Source organism: Devosia naphthalenivorans (assembly GCF_003056355.1).
GTDB lineage: Bacteria > Pseudomonadota > Alphaproteobacteria > Rhizobiales > Devosiaceae > Devosia > Devosia naphthalenivorans.
Genome location: NZ_PYVW01000011.1, coordinates 13,803 through 30,350 on the forward strand (window position 1 = coordinate 13,803; position 16,548 = coordinate 30,350).

The window sequence follows — 16,548 nt, forward strand, 5'->3', positions numbered from 1 at the left end:
GAAACGTCCATGACCAGCCAGATCATCAAGGTCGATGAATTCGACTATGTCATCTTTGGCGGTGCGGGGGACCTTGCCGAGCGCAAGCTCCTGCCTGCCCTTTATCATCGGGACATTGACGGCCAGATCCGCGAGACATCGCGCATCATCGGCGTCTCCCGCACTGAACGGTCGGACGAGGACTATCGAAAATTCGCGCTCGAAGCGATCGAGCGCCATGTACCGGCCGATTGCCTCAAGCCCGAAGACATTGAGCGGTTTCTCGCCCGCCTGCATTATCGCTCCGTCGATGCTCGGGGCGAAAAAGGCTGGCAGGATCTCAAGGATCTGCTGGAGAGTGCCGGATCGGCGCCACGGATAAGGGTATTCTACCTTGCGGTTGGGCCCGAAATCTTCGGCACGATCGGCGCCCAGCTGACCGAAAGGGGCCTCAAGAACGATCTTGCACGGCTGGTCATCGAAAAGCCGATCGGCAACGATCTGCAATCGGCACAGCTGCTCAATGCCACGATTGCCGAACATTTTGCAGAAGAGCAGGTGTTCCGTATCGACCACTATCTTGGCAAGGAAACGGTGCAGAACCTGATGGCGCTGCGCTTTGCCAACACCATCTACGAGCCAGTCTGGAACTCCAATTTCATCGACCACGTCCAGATAACGGTGGCCGAGAGCGTCGGGCTGGAAAATCGCGCTGGCTATTATGATACGTCAGGAGCGATGCGCGACATGGTGCAAAACCACCTACTGCAGCTCCTGGCCCTGATCGCGATCGAGCCACCTTCGTCCTTTACGGCAGATGCCATTCACAACGAGAAGCTCAAGGTTTTGCGCGCGCTGTCGCCGATCGGCAAAGCCAATGTCGACCAGAAAACCGTGCGCGGGCAGTATCGAGAAGGCGCCGTGGATGGGCAGGCCGTAGGCGGTTACGAGACGGACCTTGGCTCGGACACCAGCCAGACGGAAACCTTTGTCGCGCTCAAGGCAGAGATCAACACCTGGCGCTGGGCCGGGGTGCCGTTCTACCTGCGCACCGGCAAACGCCTGCCGCGCCGGGCGTCTGAAATCGTAGTCACGTTCCGGCCCATCCCCTATTCGATTTTTTCGGACGATACTGGCGAGATCATGCAGAACCGTCTGGTCTTGCGGCTGCAGCCCGGAGAAGGGCTGAAGCAGTTGGTGATGATCAAGCGGCCCGGGCCGGGCGGCATGAAGCTGCGTCCGGTGGCGCTCGACATGACCTTTGCTGAAACCTTCAAGATTCGTCATCCCGACGCCTATGAGCGGCTGCTGATGGACGTAATACGCGGCGACCAGGCGCTTTTCATGCGCCGCGATGAAGTCGAAGCGGCCTGGGACTGGGTCGACCCGATTATGAACGCCTGGCGCGATGCCGAGCAACAGCCTGCCGGGTACGCCTCTGGCTCCTGGGGGCCAACCGCCGCCGCTGCCCTGATCGAACGAGATGGGCGGAATTGGCATGAACCCGAATGAGGACGTGATGCTTACTCTTGAGGACTTCCTGGACACCTTGGCCTCCCGTCCTGCTGGCGATGACGTCAAGGCATCGATGCTGGCGCTGGCTGACGCGTCCAAGACCTTGCATGGTGCCATCAGGTCGGGCTCGATTCCAGGCGCAGCGCAGGTCTCGTCTGCCAATGCCAGCGGTGAAATGCAGAAGCCGCTGGACGTTTTTGCCGACGAGACGTTTCTCGCCGCTGCCAAGGCGGCACCGATCGCTATCTATGGCTCGGAGGAGCAAGAGCAGCCGATAATGACAGGCGCCGGTTCGCTGGCGATTGCCATCGACCCGCTGGATGGCTCTTCCAACATCGAGACCAATATTGCGGTGGGCACGATTTTTTCCATTCTCGCCACCGGGGGTACCGAGGATGCGGGTGCGGTCTTTACCCAACCCGCGACGGCCCAGCTCGCTGCTGGGTTCTTCATGTATGGCGCGCAGCTGCTGCTGGTGTTTAGCGCTGGCACGGGGACGCACACTTTTGCCCACAATCCCGATACCGGGGGCTTTGAGCACGTTGCGCGCTGCGAAATTCCGCCACAGTCACGCGAATATGCGCTGAACTCCTCCAATCGGCGCCACTGGCACCAGCCGATGCAAGATTACGTGGCAGACCTCGAGCGAGGCGCGGAAGGGCCTCGTCGGCAGGACTTCGGCATGCGCTATGTGGGCTCGCTGGTTGCGGACTGCTACCGCATCCTGCAGCGCGGTGGGGTGTTCATCTATCCAAGCGACCGGCGCAAGGGATATGAGAGTGGACGGCTGCGCCAGCTTTATGAGGCCAATCCGATCGGGCTTTGCATCGAGCAGGCAGGCGGCGCCGCGACCGATACCAAGACACGCCTGCTCGATCTGCCGTCCACAACTCTTCATGCCAAGGTCCCCCTGGCCTTTGGCTCGCGCGACGAGATCGCCGTGCTGCAGAGCTATGCCAATGGCGGAGCGAAAGTCCTGCAGTAGATTCTGTGAAAAGCGATGCCGGATTGAGGCCCTCGGAGTCCAGCTTCGAGGGTCTCTTTGGTTTGGTTCAGCGCATTGCCTGCAAGGTGTCAAGCAGGCCGCGCGTCAGGCCGGTGACTGCACCTGGCTTTCCCGCGACGGCAGGCAGAAGTGCTACTGCCAGTTCCTTGCCGAGCTCAACGCCCCACTGGTCATAGGCGTTGATGCCGAACAGTTGCGCTTCCACAAAGACGCGATGCTCATAGAGGGCCACCAGCTTACCCAGGGTGTAGGGGTCGAGCCTATTGTAGGCGAGGGTCAGCGAGGGCCGATTGCCGCTGAAGGTGCGATGGGGCGCAATGCGTGCGGCATCTTCGATGCTACGGCCCGCAGCCAGTAATTGGCTCGTGGCTTCATCCAGGGTTCGTCCGCGCACTAAAGCCTCGCTCTGGGCCAGGCAATTGGCGATCAGAAGATCGTGGTGGTTGGAGAGATCTTCATGCGCATTGGCGGCGATCAGGAACTCCACCGGCACGACGTCGGTGCCCTGATGCAGCAATTGAAAGAAGGCATGCTGCCCATTGGTGCCCGGCTCACCCCAGACGATGGGGCCGGTTGGCCCGGTGACCGCACTACCGTCATGCGCAGTGCTCTTGCCGTTGGATTCCATGTCGAGCTGTTGCAGATAGGCCGGCAGCCGCGCCAGGCGCTGATCATAGGGAATGATCGCGCGCGACCCATATTGCTGGCACACGCGATGCCACCATCCCACCAGGCCCATCAGCGCGGGCAGGTTTTGCTCAAGGGGCGTGTCGCGGAAGTGCAAGTCCATGGCGCGTGCACCCGCCAGGAAGCTGCGGAATTCGTGGGCGCCGATGGCGATCATCAGAGGAAGGCCGATCGCCGACCAGATTGAGTATCGGCCGCCAACCCAGTCCCAGAATCCGAAGCTCCGCTCAGGGGCGATGCCGAAAGCGCTAATCTTATCGATGGCCGTAGAAATGGCGCAGAATTGCTCGGCGACTGCGCTTTCTCCCAAGGCTTCGACAATGAACTGGCGCGCGGTTGCGGCATTGGTCATGGTTTCGATGGTGGTGAAGGTCTTGGAGGCGACGATAAACAGCGTCGTTCTGGCATCCAGCCCGCGCAGCGTATCGGCCATATGCGCGCCATCGACATTGGAGACGAAATGCACCCGCGGGCCATCGTGAAAAGGCGCGAGTGCCAGCGTGGCCATGGCGGGACCAAGATCGGATCCGCCAATGCCGATATTGACCACATCGGTAAATCGGTTGCCGGTGCTCGAAGTCAATTCCCCCGATCGAATGCGCGTCGCGAATGTCGACATGGCTGCGAGCACGGTTTCCACATCATCACCGACCGGCTTGCCGTCGACGCGGTAGTTGTCAGAAATTCTTCCCCGCAGCGCGACATGGAGGACGGCGCGATCCTCGGTCGTGTTGATGCGCTCGCCGGCGAACATGGCGTCGCGCTTTGCTTCGAGCCCAGCGGAACGGGCATGTTCCAACAGCGCCTCAAGGTCCGCTGCGGACAAGGCGGTTTTGGAATAGTCGAGCAACAAATCCTTGTGCAGCGCCGAGAAGCTGGCGAACCGGGCTGGATCGGCGGCGAAAAACGCGGCGATGCCATGGGTCTTGCTGGCGCGGCCGCGTTGGATCAGGCCGTCCGGCGATGCCGCTTGGCGCTGTTCAGAATTGTGCATTGCGTTTTCTCCTGAGTGGCCGGTTAGTTGGCCAGCCGCTGGTGCACCAGCTGGCGCAAAGCGTGCAGGTCATTTGCGAACTGCCTGATCCCTTCGGAAAGCTTTTCGGTTGCCATGGCATCTGCATTGAGAGCCCAGCGGAAACGCGCTTCGTTTAATGCGATGAGCTCAACCCTATTGGCGCGATCAGCAGACAGCCGCTGCTCGAGGTGCCCGGTATCGGCGTCGAGCTTTTCCAGCAAAGCGGGCGCGATCGTCAGACGGTCACATCCAGCCAGCGCCTCAATTTCTCCGATGTTGCGGAACGAAGCGCCCATAACAACGGTCTTGATGCCGTTGGACTTGTAGTAGTCGTAGATGGCACGTACGGAAATCACGCCTGGATCCTCGTCGGGCGCATAAGTCTGGCCGGTGCGGGCAGCATGCCAATCCATGATCCGGCCAACAAAGGGCGAAATCAGGAAGACACCTGCATCTGCACAGGCAATGGCCTGCGCGAGCGAAAACACCAGCGTGAGATTGCAGTCGATGCCTTCACCTTGCAGGATTTCGGCCGCCCTGATGCCTTCCCATGTGGCCGCTAGCTTGATCAGAATGCGCTTGCGGTCGATACCCAGGCGATCATAGTCGGCGATGATCCGGCGACCTGAAGAGACGGACTTTTCGACGTCGAACGACAGATCGGCATCGACTTCGGTGGAGACCCTGCCCGGCACCTCGTGGGCGAGCGCAGCACCGACCCTGACTGCTAGTCGATCGGCCACTGCGGCAGCCACAGTTTGGGAGCTTCCCGTCTGCCCGCCACCCCAACGGATGGCTTCTGCAAGACGGTCTTCAAAACCAGCGCCCGAGATGGCCTTGAGCACGATGGTCGGATTGGTAGTGCAGTCCATGGGCCGGTGATGGCGCACTGCATCGAGGTCACCCGTATCGGCGACGACAGTCGTCATGGTGCGCAATTGCGCAAGCTTGGAAGCCAACTCATTTCCCCTTGGTGCTTTAGTTTAGGCGAGCTTTGCCTGCAGCCAGCCCAGGCCCGCTTCGGTATTGTCCGCGGGCGAATATTCGCAGCCCAGAAGACCGCCATAACCCACCTCTTCAAGCACGGCCTCGACACGGTCGAAATCGATCTGGCCTGACCCCGGCTCGTGCCGGCCCGGCGCGTCGGCAATGTGCACGTGCAGGATGCGACTGCTGTGACGGCGAATAATTTGCTCGATGTCCAGGCCCGTCGATGCGGTGTGAAAGATATCCAGCAGCAGACCGATGTTCGGTGCGCCGGTCGCTTCGATCGCCTCGACCGCCCGATCCGGCGTGTCGATATAATAGTCAGGCACGGCCTGTGCGCTCATTGCCTCGATGATGATTGATATGCCGTGCTGCCCAGCTTCGCGCGCGGCGAAGCGAAGATTTTCCACGTAGCAATCCCAATGGCCGGGCAAACGCTGCGCCTCGGGGAGAACACCGGCCATGGCATGCAACTTGTCGACGCCGATGGTGCGAGCGTAGGCGATCGCTTCGGCAACGCTGCGCTTAAACTCCTCGCGGCGATCGGCAAAGATGCCTATTCCCTTTTCGCCGGCCTCTGCATTGCCGGAGCGAAGGCCGAACTGGGTGTATGCAACGCCTGCCGAAGCCAACAAGTCCCGCATGGTTTCGGCTAGGATGGCATAGGGCGATGGATGCTCGACGGCGGAAAAGCCGTTGCGTGCGGCCGCGTCAACGCGGGCCTGTAGCGGCATTTCCCCGAAGAGGTAGCCGATATGAGCGCTGTAACGAAATGACATGATGAGGGCACTTCCGATTGCATGCCTGCACGGGCTTTCCCATGCAGGTATTTAACGCCGTGATCAGCGGCCAGCGATGTTCCAACCACGACCGTGGTCGCCATAGGCCTCAAAACCGCTCTTGGTGATCGCCACGGTATCCTCGAGTTTGATGAATCCGCGCGTCGTGTGATGGAGTTCGGTTTCGATCGACACGACCATCCCCGTTTCGAGCGGCTTGTCGGCATGATAGGCGGGGTAAGTGGGAACCGCAGTGCTCATCAGCCAGGGCGCTTCGTGGCTGACAATTCCCATGCCGTGAGCGGAGAAGAACATTTTCTCGCGGGCAGAACTGCGCGAAAGCGCCTCATTGGCCCATTCGAAAATATCGCCGCCGCGCACGCCTGCCTTGAGTTTGCCGCGCGCTGTCTGCTGCACATCTTCCACCTGACCGAGGAGGTCGATGAGTTCCTGATCGGGCTCTTTGGTGTAGGCCATCCGGCAAAGGTCGCCGATATAGCCTTTGTAATTGCCACCGGAATCGAGGGCCAGGGTTTCACCGTCTTCCCAGATCTTGTCATAGGGAGCCCGGTTGAAAGCAGTGCCGATATTGGTCAGGGCATATTCGAACTTGAGGCCGCGCTTGGTTTCTTCCTGACGCAGCGCCTCGAACAGGGCCCGCTTGCTCGTGCCAGGCCCGTGAGCCTGGATCACCGCCAGCATAGAGTCCACAACTTTTTCGGAGGCCTCGCGCAGCATGGTGAGTTCTTCGGCGGACTTCAGCGCCCGCAGCATTTCTAGAGTAAAGGTCGCATCAACCAAGTCGGCGTCGGGCAAGGTGTCCTTGAGCACCGTGTAGGCGTCGATCGGCATGAAACCAACCTCGATGCCAACGCGACCCTTGCCGCCACCGATGCCCTTAAGCATCTCGGCTGCAGCTCCGGCATAGTCGGGGCTCTTGAACGTCTTAAGGCTCAGGTTGGAAACCCAGAAGCTGCCCAGCTGCTTTTCGTAGCGCTCCATCGGCGCGCCGACATAGCCGGAATCGAGCGGACGCCCCTTCACGTAGACAAAGAACGGCAGATAGCGGCTAAGCCCATGGGCATCCATGTAATCATAGAAAAAGAAGCGATAGCCGCCCAGCAAGTACTGGATCGAATGTTTGGAGGTCACGAGTAGCGCATCGAGCTTGGCTTCCTCCATTAGTTGGTCAAGCCGGTCGGTATCGAAGGGCGGCCTGTGCAACTTGGATGTGTCTTCCGGCGGGTTGCCCTCGGAAAAAGCAAAACTCACGATCTATCCTCCTGTCGGTTGCTTGAGGCGAGGTGTTCACGCCTTCAGAACACTTGGTCTTTCAAGTTCTGAGCGGACGTTGGGACTTGCCGGGTGGCAAGTCAACGCGGCGCTAGACCGGTTTTACGATGTGAAAGAAAGCGGCCCGGACTAATGTCCGGGCCGCCAAACTTGAGCGCCGATGTTAGCCCACAGAAGGGACAGGTTCAGGCTTCTTTCGCACCGTCCCCACGATCTGGAGCACGACCACCAGAAGGGCCATCAGGAAGAAAACGACTGCCGCGGGGGATGTGTAGAACACCCCATAGTCACCGCCCGAGAGGTTCATTGCCGTGCGGTAGTTGCTCTCCAGCGTCGGTCCGAGGACCAGTCCCAGCACCAGCGGCGTAGTTGGTATCCCAGCCTTGACCAGCAGGAACCCTGCAACACCCACGATAGCCACCGAGTAGATATCGAAGATGGAGTTACGGAAGGCATAGGCACCCACACCGCACAGCACGACGATCACCACGGCCATCAGCTGCTGGGGAACCCGCAGTACGTGAACAAAGAGGCGAATGCAGAGCAGCTGAAGGAAGAACAGCATGATCAGCGACACCATGATGATGATGTAGATGCCATACACATCGATACGGTTGTTCAGGAACAGCGCAGGACCGGGCACAAGCCCCTGGATCTGCATGCCCGCCAGAACAAGTGCCGTCGCCGGATCGCCCGGGATGCCCAATGACAGTAAGGGGATCATGGCGCCGCCGATAACGGCGTTGCCTGCCGTTTCAGGTCCTATGACGCCGCGCAGATCGCCCTTGCCGAACTTGGATTTGTCCTTGGAGAAGCGTTTGGCGCTGTCATAGGCAAGGAAGGAAGCGATCGGGCCGCCGGTGCCCGGGATGGCCCCGATGCCCGTGCCGATCAGGGAACTGCGAATGATCAGCCACCAATTGGCGAACAGATAACCGAGCGAGGGAAACTGCACCTTGATCTTACCCGTGGCAGCGGCAGGGGTGACCCCCGCCCAATGCTGGAGCAAGGCACGAATGATGAAGGGCACGGCGAAAAGGCCGATCATCGCCACGATCATGTTGACGCCCTGCAACATCTGCACGGAGCCAAACGTCATGCGGGGCACCCCTTCGAGCGCGTCGAGCCCGATGGTCATCACCATCAGCCCCAGCACACCCGCAATAAGGCCCTTTATCATAGACGTGCCCGCCAGCCCACAAATTGTGGACAGGCCAAAGACCACGAGCGCAAAGATTTCAGCCGGACCAAACGAGATGGCAATCCGGGACACGAGGTCGACGGACAACACCATCAGGACCAGGCTGAAAAGCCCGCCGAAAACCGAAACGATGACTGCTGCACCCAGCGCCAGGGCTCCCTTGCCCTGCTGGGTCATCGGGTAGCCATCCAGCACCGTCGCGGCGGCTGTCGGCGTCCCCGGAATACCCAGGAGGATCGAACTCACGGCGCCGCCGGTCATGCCGCCAATGTAGGTCCCCAGCAGCAAGCCAATGGAAGGCAAAGCCGGGAGGCCGAAGGTGAGCGGCAGAACGAGGGCAAGAGCAACAGTATAGGTGAGGCCGGGAATCGCTCCGAAGATGAGACCGATGGCAGTCCCGATCAGGATCATGCCCAAAGTCAGCGGATCGAGAACCAGGACGGCTGCTGCAAGAAAATCTTCCAATTCCGCCTCCTATCCGAAAGTGATCATTGTGCCCAAGGGCATGTAGACACCCAGCAGGCGCGAAAAGACGAGCCAGGCTCCGAACGCGGTTCCGACGCTGAAGGCCAGAATTTTCAGAGGATTGCGCTCACGCAGACCTATGACCATCATCGAGAGGGTGATGACAAAGGTTGAGAGGGCGAACCCGATCTTGTCCATCAGGAAGCCATAGGCCACCAGGTGCCCAAGAACGATCAGGACACTGAGCGTGCTGCGCCCGGCGCCGAAATCCTCGGTTTCGTCCTCGACACCCAGCGGCAGCGGGCAGGCCATCCAGGTCTTGATCGCAAGGCCAAGCGAGAGAATGCCCAATGCGATACCAAGGATGAGCGGAAATCCTCGCGCCCCTATGTCGCCTGGAGAAAAGCCGCCGGGGATGGTTTGGACGGTTATTACCGTCCAAACGCTAGCGACCACAAAAAGAAGGGCTGCCGTAAACAGGTTGCGTTGCTTGTCAGTCATGACACTCTCTTACTGAGCCAGACCGAGCTTGGTGAGCAGGTCGGCGTAGAAGACGTCATCCTCCGCAATCACCTCGGCAAACTCTGCCGCAGGCAGGAATGCGGGCTCGAAGCCGACATTGCGGCTGGCATTGATGAAGGCCTCAGAAGTGACGCTCGCGCGTGCAGCCTCTTCGAGCTTTGCAACGACTTCCGGAGGCGTGCCCGCTGGCGCGGCAATACCACGCCACATGGAGATGTCGATGTCGTAACCCTGTTCCTTGGCGGACTGTACGTCAGGCAAGGAATAGATCTCGTTTGTGCCCAGGGCGCCGACCGCGACCAGATCACCGGACTCGGTGTAGGACGAAATCTGTCCAGGCCACTGTACGGCCGCATCGATGCGGCCGGCGAGAAGCTCGATCGGGGCGTTGCCTTCGCCGTAGGAAACATAGTTGACGAGTTCAGAGATACCCATCGCGTCGAACAGGGCTGCTGAAGCAATGTGGGTAAACGAGCCACGGCCCGAAATACCGACATTGATGCGTCGGCCTTCGGCGCTAACCGCTTCGGCCATCTGCGTCAGGTCGGTCCAGTTCGAGTTGGCATTGACCGCCATCACCGGCACTTCAACCGAGATTTGGGCCACTGGTACAAAGGCGTCATAGCCGAAGGGCAGCATGCCCATGTGATGCACGGTGTTGATTGAATTCGAGTTGAAAACGACTGAATAGCCGTCAGGCCGGCTGCCCTGCACATGACTGTATCCAATTGCGCCGCCACCGCCGGTTCGCGCAATAGAAACCACCGGGCTGCCCAGTTGCTGAGACATGGTTTCAGATAGCAGCTGGGCGATCGTGTTGGCTGTGCCGCCGAAAAGCACGCTCATTTCTACGGGTCGGGTCGGATAGTCCGACTGGGCCTGCACGGAAACCGGCGCTACCGTCAGCGCAATGGCCAGTCCCAACGACAATTTGGTAAATTTGGTGAAGTCCATGGCTTTCTCCTCAAAGCATGAAATCGCTGCAGCCTGCGGCTGCTTGTTATGATGGCGTCCCTGATTGCCGTCTCCTTCGACAATCAGGGAGCCTACTGCCCTCCCGAGCAAGCTTTATGGTACCAAAAGGGGCGCTTCGGGTTCAGTTCAGTTATTCAGCGGCCTGAGCCTGCTCCACGGCATTCTTGTTGCGCACTACCACCTTGATGGCATCTTCAACGCGGTCCTTGGCATAGCGCAGGGCCTCTGGAAGGTTTTCCATGTCGAACGTGTGGGTGTGGATCAGGCTGGCATCGAAGCGCTTCTGGCGCATGAAGGCCTCGGCACGATGGGTCGCCGCCTTGCCTTCGCCGCGGATGCCGTAAACATAGATGTTGTTGCGCACGAGGTAGGCGACGTCGACTGGCACAGCCTCGCTGGGGAATGCTGCCAGGCAAATCTTGCCACCGCGATTGAGCATCTGAGCGGCTTCATTGACTGCATTGGGCGCGCCGGAGCATTCGACTACATAGTCGACGCCCTTGCCGCCAGTGATTTCGCGCACGCGCGCTACCGGGTCTTCGTTGCGGACATTGATGACATAATCGGCGCCGAGCTTCTTGCCGATCTCAAGTCGATTGTCGCGCGTGCCGGTCAAGATCACCGGTTGGGCGCCCAGCGCCTTCGCAACTGCCGCGCCGAGGAGCCCGATCGGGCCGGGGCCGCTGACGACCACGCTTTCACCCGCGACCAGTCCACCTAGTTCGGTCAAGCCGTACATGGAAGTACCGGCGGTAACCACCAACGTCGCTTCTTCGTCGCTCATGGTATCGTGGACGTGGACCAGGGTATTGATGTTGTTGACCTGGTACTCGCAGAAGCCACCGTCAGTGGTGAAGCCGTTGGCGCGGTGACCCTTATCCACGTCGCCGTAGTTTTTGCCGTAATTGTGGCAGGACGTGTACATTCCCTGGCGACAACGCTTGCACTGGCCGCAGCCGGCATGGATTTCAACAGTTACGCGTTCGCCGATCTTGAACTCGTCGACGCCAGGCCCAAGAGCTACCACCGTTCCCATATATTCATGGCCAGGGGTGAAGTTCTTGTTGTAGGGCTGCCCCCCTTGAATCATCGCGGGAGGACCATGATAGATGATCTCGAGATCAGTTGCACAGATAGCCACAGCATCGATACGGACAAGAACTTCGGCCTTTTTTGGCACTGGAACTGCCTTGTCAACAAAATTCAGCTCACCTGGACTCCCAAGAACCCAAGCTTTCATTGTCTCAGGCACCGGATATTCTTTGCTTGTCGTTACGTGATTTGCGTTGACCACAGATGTCTCCTGAAAATAACTGCAGCAGGCCTTTAGGGAAGCGTGCAAGACCTGCTAGCTCTTCATTGGACGATGTTGTTGGATGGGAGTGGCCACCGTCAATGTGGCTTAAAATCTTTTCATGATGTGAAATAACTTCTCACGTAGAGGCTCCCCGCAAGCAGCGGCAATCCCGGAGAGCCCAGTATCCAACACCCTAGCTACCGCCGTCACAACCTCCGTCGGTTCCGGCTCTGCATGCTGGCCACACCATCCCCAAAGGCGACAACTGCCGTTCGAGATGAAGTTCGACGGATACCGCGCGTAGATCGCCATAGAGTGTCCGAGGCAAGGGTCTTCATCGGCAACGCCAAGACCATGGGGTCCATCCGCTCTCACCGTTCCGATCCGCATATTATGCGAATCCGGGTGGATTCGTTTCCCCGCTGGTGACGGCAGCTCTGCGGCGCCCATTTCGGTCGCTCAGGCTGTCTAAAGGATCTCCCGAAAGCAGCCGCCTCGTCAAAGGTTCGAAGATCCAAGTAGCATCCTTTAGCCCCTTAGATCGTCACTTCTACCAGTTGCCTGATGTTATAAATTTCTGTGTCTGATCCTGCCGGATGCCGCATCATGGTCATGGCATATTCGTTAGGCGCGACAAGCGGCGAAACGGCGCGGTGCCAGACATTGCGACGGTAGGTGACACCTTGGTTCGCTTCGGCAACAAAGGCGCGCAGCGTCGCAGGCAAAGCCGTGCCGTCCGGAGCGCTGTCGCAGACGATTACAAGGCTTCGTCCCCCTTCAAGGGTCAGAAAAGTCTGGGAAGAATGGGGGTGGCGCTCAAGCTTGTCCACCAGCAGGGGCATATCGACCGCTTGCTCGATGCGAAGAAGATTAAGGCTCGGAGTCGTTGCTGACTCATCTCGCTCGAAAGCATTGGCAACGACATTGAGAACGCCATTTCGGTCATGCTGAACCACTTGTCCATAAGGGGCGAACGCTGCCGCGGTCAGCGGCTCGGCTTCGATCATCATCATGCAGATTTCCTTGAAAATTAAACGCCGGCATCGCGCCCTTCCGGCCCGTCAGCGACCCATCCAGCCGCCATCCACCACCATTGTATGGCCGTTTATATAAGCGGCAGCCGGAGAGGCGAGGAACACGGCGGCACCGGCAAAATCTTCAGGATTGCCCCAGCGGCCGGCGGGAATGCGATCAAGGATGGCCCTGGAGCGGACAGGATCGTTGCGCAATGCTTCGGTGTTGTCGGTAGCGATATAGCCCGGGGCAATGGCATTGACGTTGATGTTCTTGGCTGCCCATTCATTGGCCAGGGCCATAGTGATCCGACCGATGCCGCTCTTGCTTGCCGCATAGCCGGGCACGTTGATGCCGCCTTGGAAAGTCAGCAGAGACGCAGTGAAAATGATCTTGCCGCCGCCCTTTGCAATCATGCGCCGACCGAACTCGCGGGCCAGGATGAAAGGGGCCGAAAGATTGGTTTCCAGAACTTCGTCCCAGATTGCGTCGTCGTGCTCTGCAGCCGGCGCGCGCTTGATAGTACCGGCGTTGTTGACCAGGATATCGATCCGGTGCCGGTCGGCAGCCGTGTCGACAAAGCGGCGCAGGGCCGATCGATCGGAGAAGTCGCATTGATAGGCGGTAAACTGCCGCCCTAGCGAACGCACGCCCGCTTCGCATGCGCTTCCCTCAAGCGCGAGGCTGGCGCTGACGCCGACGATATCGGCGCCGGATTCGGCTAGGCCAATAGCAATGGCAAGCCCGATGCCGCGATTGCAGCCGGTAACCAGGGCAGTCCGGCCCGCGAGACTGAATTTATCGAGGATGCTCAAAGGTTTGCTCCCACACGGATAAGGGTCTTCATGGCGATTGAATTGCCATGAAGGCCGGCAAAGGCCTGTTCGATATCGTCGAGCGCACGGATGTCGGTGATGAGCGCACCGACATCGATCGCTCCCCTGGCAAGCAGGCCGATCGCCTGCTCGTAATCCTCCGGCTCGTAAACGCGGGCACCCAGCATTTCCAGTTCCCGCCAGAAGAACTGGAACAGGTCGACTGGAGGCTTCTTGTTGTTGATCGCAACCATGACGATGCGCCCGCGCGTTGCGGCCGCTGCGGTCATGGTCTCGACCCCGGCCTGCGACCCCGAAACTTCGAACACCACGTCGGCGCCTTTGCCCCGCGTTTGGGTCTTGATCGCCACCTCCACCGGGCCGTCCTTGGGATTGAGCGCACCTAGCCCCAGCTTCTTGGCGATGGACAGTCGATTTTCATTGATCTCGGCAACCGCCACTTCGGCGCCCACATGCTTGGCGACCATGGCGATCAGCATTCCGATCGGTCCACCCCCGATCACGAGGGCCGTTTCCCCCGAAACCAGCCGTGCACGCCGCACATCGTGGCAGGCGACCGCGAGCGGTTCGATCAATGCCGCAAGCTTGAGATCGATCCCCTCGGGCAGGGCATGGACGGTATAGGCCGGAACGCTCCACTTCTCCTGAAAGGCGCCATTGGTATCGAGCCCAAGGAATTTCAGGTTGTGACAGATATGGCTGTGTCCGGCCTCGCAGGCAGGACAGGCGCCACAATGCGCCAGCGGACGCACCACGACGCGCTGCCCCACGGCAAAACCTGAGGCACCCTCGCCCAGAGCCGAGATCGTGCCCGACATTTCATGGCCGATGACACGATGCGTGGTCACGCGGGCATCCATATCGCCGTGAAAGACGTGCATATCCGTGCCGCAGACGCCGCAAAAGGCGACATCGATCTGGACTTCGCCGGCGCCGGGCACAGCTGCGGTAATCTCTTCGACGCGAAACGACTTTTCGCCGGTATAAAAGGCGGCCTTGATGGAATGTGCGGTCATGATCAGAACTTGCCAAACTGGAGATAGGCCTGCTGCGGGTCGACGCCCTGGAGGATTGCCTTGCGAACGAGGTTTTCGGTGGCGATGGCCTTTTCGGACCGCTCGATGACGTCTTCGACGATATCCAGCGGCACGCGGATCATCCCGTCCCGGTCGCCCACCATGTAGTCGCCGGGATTGATGACGACGTCGCCGATCTTGACTTCCACCTGGGTCGCGGCCGGCAACCAGTAGCCGACGATGTCGCGCGGCGTGTGTCCGGCGCACCAAGTCTGGAAACCCAGGTCCAGCAGGAAGTTGACGTCGCGCACCAGCCCATCGGCGATACAGCCACGTACGCCCTTGTCGCGCAGGGTTTCTGCCGAGAGCTCGCCCATGTGGGCAACCACGCGGTCATTGGGCTGCGAAACCCAGATCGAACCCGAAGGGGCCTTTGAAAGCAGCCCGGTCCAGGCAAGCAGTGTTTCATGGGGGTCAGCATCGAGGTCCGCCTTGCCGAGCACTGTGAATGCCGGACCGGCCATGGCTTTTTCCGGCATGATCGGCCGTAGATAAGGCGGCAGGGTAAAATCGCGCAGCCCCATGGCGCGCATGACGTCATGGACGACGCCGGTATAGCAGGCTTCCAAGCGCTCGGTGATCGAGGCCATGTTCATTCTCCTCCAATGTTCAGATCAGGCGGCACGCATCTTGGCACCGTAGCCGCCCTGCCAGGGATAGGCAGCGCGCAGCTCATCGGTCAGTCGCACCCCAAGTCCGGGCGCCGTCGGGGGCAACAGATGCCCGTTCTCGATGCGGAGCGGCTCCACCAGCAGCGCATCGCGCAGCGGGAAGCCCCAGGTGGGGACTTCCTGGATGAAGACGTTAGGCTGGGTGAACGCCCAATGCAGGTTGGCCATGACAGTGACCCCGCTCCCCCAAGCATGTGGTGCCACCTTGGTGCCAAACAAAGCCGCCGCCCCGGCAATACGGATGCATTCCAGGATGCCGCCCGAGGTGCAGGCGTCGGGCTGCACGATATCCACGGAACGATTGCGCAGCAGATGGCCGAATTCGATCAGGCCGAACATCGTCTCGCCGCCACTGATCGGCACCGGCGACAGGCGCCGCACCTCGGCAAGGCCCTCATAATCGTCGGCGGCGCAAGGCTCTTCGAGCCAGGTGATGTCATAGGGAGCAATGGCATGGGCGAATTTGACTGCCTGCTTGCTGTCCCAAGGGCTTGGATGCGAACCCATCACGGCATCCACCATCAGCTTGATATTGGGGCCAAGCAGTTCACGGCAACGCGCCACCTTGGCGACAGCCTGGTCGAAATTGGTCGAAGTGCGGATTTTGACGGCCGGAACGCCGTCGCGGACATAGCCGCTCATCTCGCGTTCCATCGCATCGGCCGGCTTTTCCTGTCCGGCGGAGGCGTAGAACGGCATGCGCTCATGGGCGAGCCCGCCGATCAGTTTCCACACTGGCAGCCCGGCTTCCTGGCCGGCGATGTCCCACAGGGCGTTCTCGATGGCGCTGATCGCGTTGATCGAGGCCCCGACCCGTCCCCAATACTTGCAGGAATTGCGCATCTTTTCGAGTAAACGCGCGACGTCCAGTGGATTTTCCCCGACCAGTACGCCGTTGAAATGCTCGACCAGACCACCGGCGGCTTCGGGGTAGAACCACCCGCCGCCATAGGTGTCACCCAGGCCGATCAGGCCGGAATCGGTGTGCACTTGCAGCATGGACACGCTCGCCACCGTCATTTCCCCGCCTGACCACCGCGCCGCGGAATCCTCCGCCAGCGGCACGCTCATCAAAACACTTTCGATCCTTGTGATCTTCACGTCATCGCCTTTTTCATTTGCAAAATCCGTTTTCGTATATAAGATGACGACGAGAGATGAGGCTTGTCAAGCCGGGTTGTGTCCCTCAGCGAGGCGCTGATCGGCCAAGTGGGCAAGACGAGGGAGATG

Annotated in this window: 15 protein-coding genes; 2 read left to right on the top strand and 13 right to left on the bottom strand. The window is 59.9% G+C overall.

Going from position 1 to position 16,548, the window contains the following annotated elements:
* Nucleotides 1-9 precede the first annotated feature (9 nt).
* Both zwf and C8264_RS13830 read left to right on the top strand, forming a co-directional pair.
* Nucleotides 10-1,491 (top strand): glucose-6-phosphate dehydrogenase, encoded by a 1,482-nt coding sequence (gene zwf / locus C8264_RS13825; RefSeq protein WP_108461569.1) that lies wholly within the window; start codon nt 10-12, stop codon nt 1,489-1,491.
* Nucleotides 1,478-2,479 carry a class 1 fructose-bisphosphatase gene (locus C8264_RS13830; RefSeq protein ID WP_162783650.1) on the top strand — a complete coding sequence of 334 codons (1,002 nt, stop codon included), beginning with the start codon at nt 1,478-1,480 and terminating at the stop codon, nt 2,477-2,479. The genes zwf and C8264_RS13830 overlap by 14 nt, the downstream gene beginning before the upstream one ends.
* Before the next feature lie 67 nt (nt 2,480-2,546).
* Here the strand turns inward: C8264_RS13830 and pgi are convergent, their stop codons facing one another.
* The 13 genes from pgi to C8264_RS13895 form a co-directional block, all read right to left on the bottom strand.
* Nucleotides 2,547-4,181: a glucose-6-phosphate isomerase gene (pgi, locus tag C8264_RS13835; RefSeq protein ID WP_108461571.1), complete on the bottom strand. Its 1,635-nt coding sequence runs from the start codon at nt 4,179-4,181 to the stop codon at nt 2,547-2,549.
* A 23-nt stretch (nt 4,182-4,204) separates the two neighbouring features.
* A complete protein-coding gene (gene tal, locus C8264_RS13840) occupies nt 4,205-5,161 on the bottom strand; it encodes a transaldolase (RefSeq protein ID WP_108461572.1) in 957 nt (318 codons plus the stop codon).
* Between the two features lie 24 nt (nt 5,162-5,185).
* Nucleotides 5,186-5,968 (bottom strand): hydroxypyruvate isomerase family protein, encoded by a 783-nt coding sequence (locus C8264_RS13845; RefSeq protein WP_108461573.1) that lies wholly within the window; start codon nt 5,966-5,968, stop codon nt 5,186-5,188.
* Nucleotides 5,969-6,031: 63 nt separating this feature from the next.
* Nucleotides 6,032-7,240: a M24 family metallopeptidase gene (locus C8264_RS13850; RefSeq protein ID WP_245893192.1), complete on the bottom strand. Its 1,209-nt coding sequence runs from the start codon at nt 7,238-7,240 to the stop codon at nt 6,032-6,034.
* 184 nt (nt 7,241-7,424) lie between these two features.
* Nucleotides 7,425-8,927 (bottom strand): tripartite tricarboxylate transporter permease, encoded by a 1,503-nt coding sequence (locus tag C8264_RS13855; RefSeq protein ID WP_108461574.1) that lies wholly within the window; start codon nt 8,925-8,927, stop codon nt 7,425-7,427.
* A gap of 9 nt (nt 8,928-8,936) precedes the next feature.
* Complete coding sequence (locus C8264_RS13860; protein WP_108461575.1) at nt 8,937-9,428, bottom strand: tripartite tricarboxylate transporter TctB family protein; 492 nt, start codon at nt 9,426-9,428, stop codon at nt 8,937-8,939.
* A 9-nt stretch (nt 9,429-9,437) separates the two neighbouring features.
* Nucleotides 9,438-10,403 (bottom strand): Bug family tripartite tricarboxylate transporter substrate binding protein, encoded by a 966-nt coding sequence (locus tag C8264_RS13865; protein ID WP_108461576.1) that lies wholly within the window; start codon nt 10,401-10,403, stop codon nt 9,438-9,440.
* A gap of 151 nt (nt 10,404-10,554) precedes the next feature.
* Nucleotides 10,555-11,604 (bottom strand): zinc-dependent alcohol dehydrogenase, encoded by a 1,050-nt coding sequence (locus tag C8264_RS13870; protein ID WP_245893194.1) that lies wholly within the window; start codon nt 11,602-11,604, stop codon nt 10,555-10,557.
* 653 nt (nt 11,605-12,257) lie between these two features.
* Complete coding sequence (locus tag C8264_RS13875; protein ID WP_108461578.1) at nt 12,258-12,734, bottom strand: ureidoglycolate lyase; 477 nt, start codon at nt 12,732-12,734, stop codon at nt 12,258-12,260.
* A gap of 48 nt (nt 12,735-12,782) precedes the next feature.
* Nucleotides 12,783-13,544, bottom strand: coding sequence for an SDR family oxidoreductase (locus tag C8264_RS13880; protein ID WP_205245689.1), 762 nt, complete (start codon nt 13,542-13,544; stop codon nt 12,783-12,785).
* 2 nt (nt 13,545-13,546) lie between these two features.
* A complete protein-coding gene (locus tag C8264_RS13885; RefSeq protein ID WP_108461580.1) occupies nt 13,547-14,587 on the bottom strand; it encodes a zinc-dependent alcohol dehydrogenase in 1,041 nt (346 codons plus the stop codon).
* Between the two features lie 2 nt (nt 14,588-14,589).
* Nucleotides 14,590-15,237: an RraA family protein gene (locus C8264_RS13890; RefSeq protein WP_108461581.1), complete on the bottom strand. Its 648-nt coding sequence runs from the start codon at nt 15,235-15,237 to the stop codon at nt 14,590-14,592.
* Nucleotides 15,238-15,261: 24 nt separating this feature from the next.
* Entirely contained in the window at nt 15,262-16,419 is a 1,158-nt protein-coding gene (locus C8264_RS13895) for a mandelate racemase/muconate lactonizing enzyme family protein (protein ID WP_108461582.1), read from the bottom strand.
* Nucleotides 16,420-16,548: the final 129 nt, after the last annotated feature.

What these genes read in the sequence shown, in the direction of transcription:
- pgi (WP_108461571.1), bottom strand. Translation starts at nt 4,181, where the DNA reads ATGCACAATTCTGAACAGCGCCAAGCGGCATCGCCGGACGGCCTGATC.
- C8264_RS13860 (WP_108461575.1), bottom strand. Translation starts at nt 9,428, where the DNA reads ATGACTGACAAGCAACGCAACCTGTTTACGGCAGCCCTTCTTTTTGTG.
- C8264_RS13875 (WP_108461578.1), bottom strand. Translation starts at nt 12,734, where the DNA reads ATGATGATGATCGAAGCCGAGCCGCTGACCGCGGCAGCGTTCGCCCCT.
- C8264_RS13865 (WP_108461576.1), bottom strand. Translation starts at nt 10,403, where the DNA reads ATGGACTTCACCAAATTTACCAAATTGTCGTTGGGACTGGCCATTGCG.
- C8264_RS13890 (WP_108461581.1), bottom strand. Translation starts at nt 15,237, where the DNA reads ATGGCCTCGATCACCGAGCGCTTGGAAGCCTGCTATACCGGCGTCGTC.
- C8264_RS13885 (WP_108461580.1), bottom strand. Translation starts at nt 14,587, where the DNA reads ATGACCGCACATTCCATCAAGGCCGCCTTTTATACCGGCGAAAAGTCG.
- zwf (WP_108461569.1), top strand. Translation starts at nt 10, where the DNA reads ATGACCAGCCAGATCATCAAGGTCGATGAATTCGACTATGTCATCTTT.
- C8264_RS13830 (WP_162783650.1), top strand. Translation starts at nt 1,478, where the DNA reads ATGAACCCGAATGAGGACGTGATGCTTACTCTTGAGGACTTCCTGGAC.
- C8264_RS13845 (WP_108461573.1), bottom strand. Translation starts at nt 5,968, where the DNA reads ATGTCATTTCGTTACAGCGCTCATATCGGCTACCTCTTCGGGGAAATG.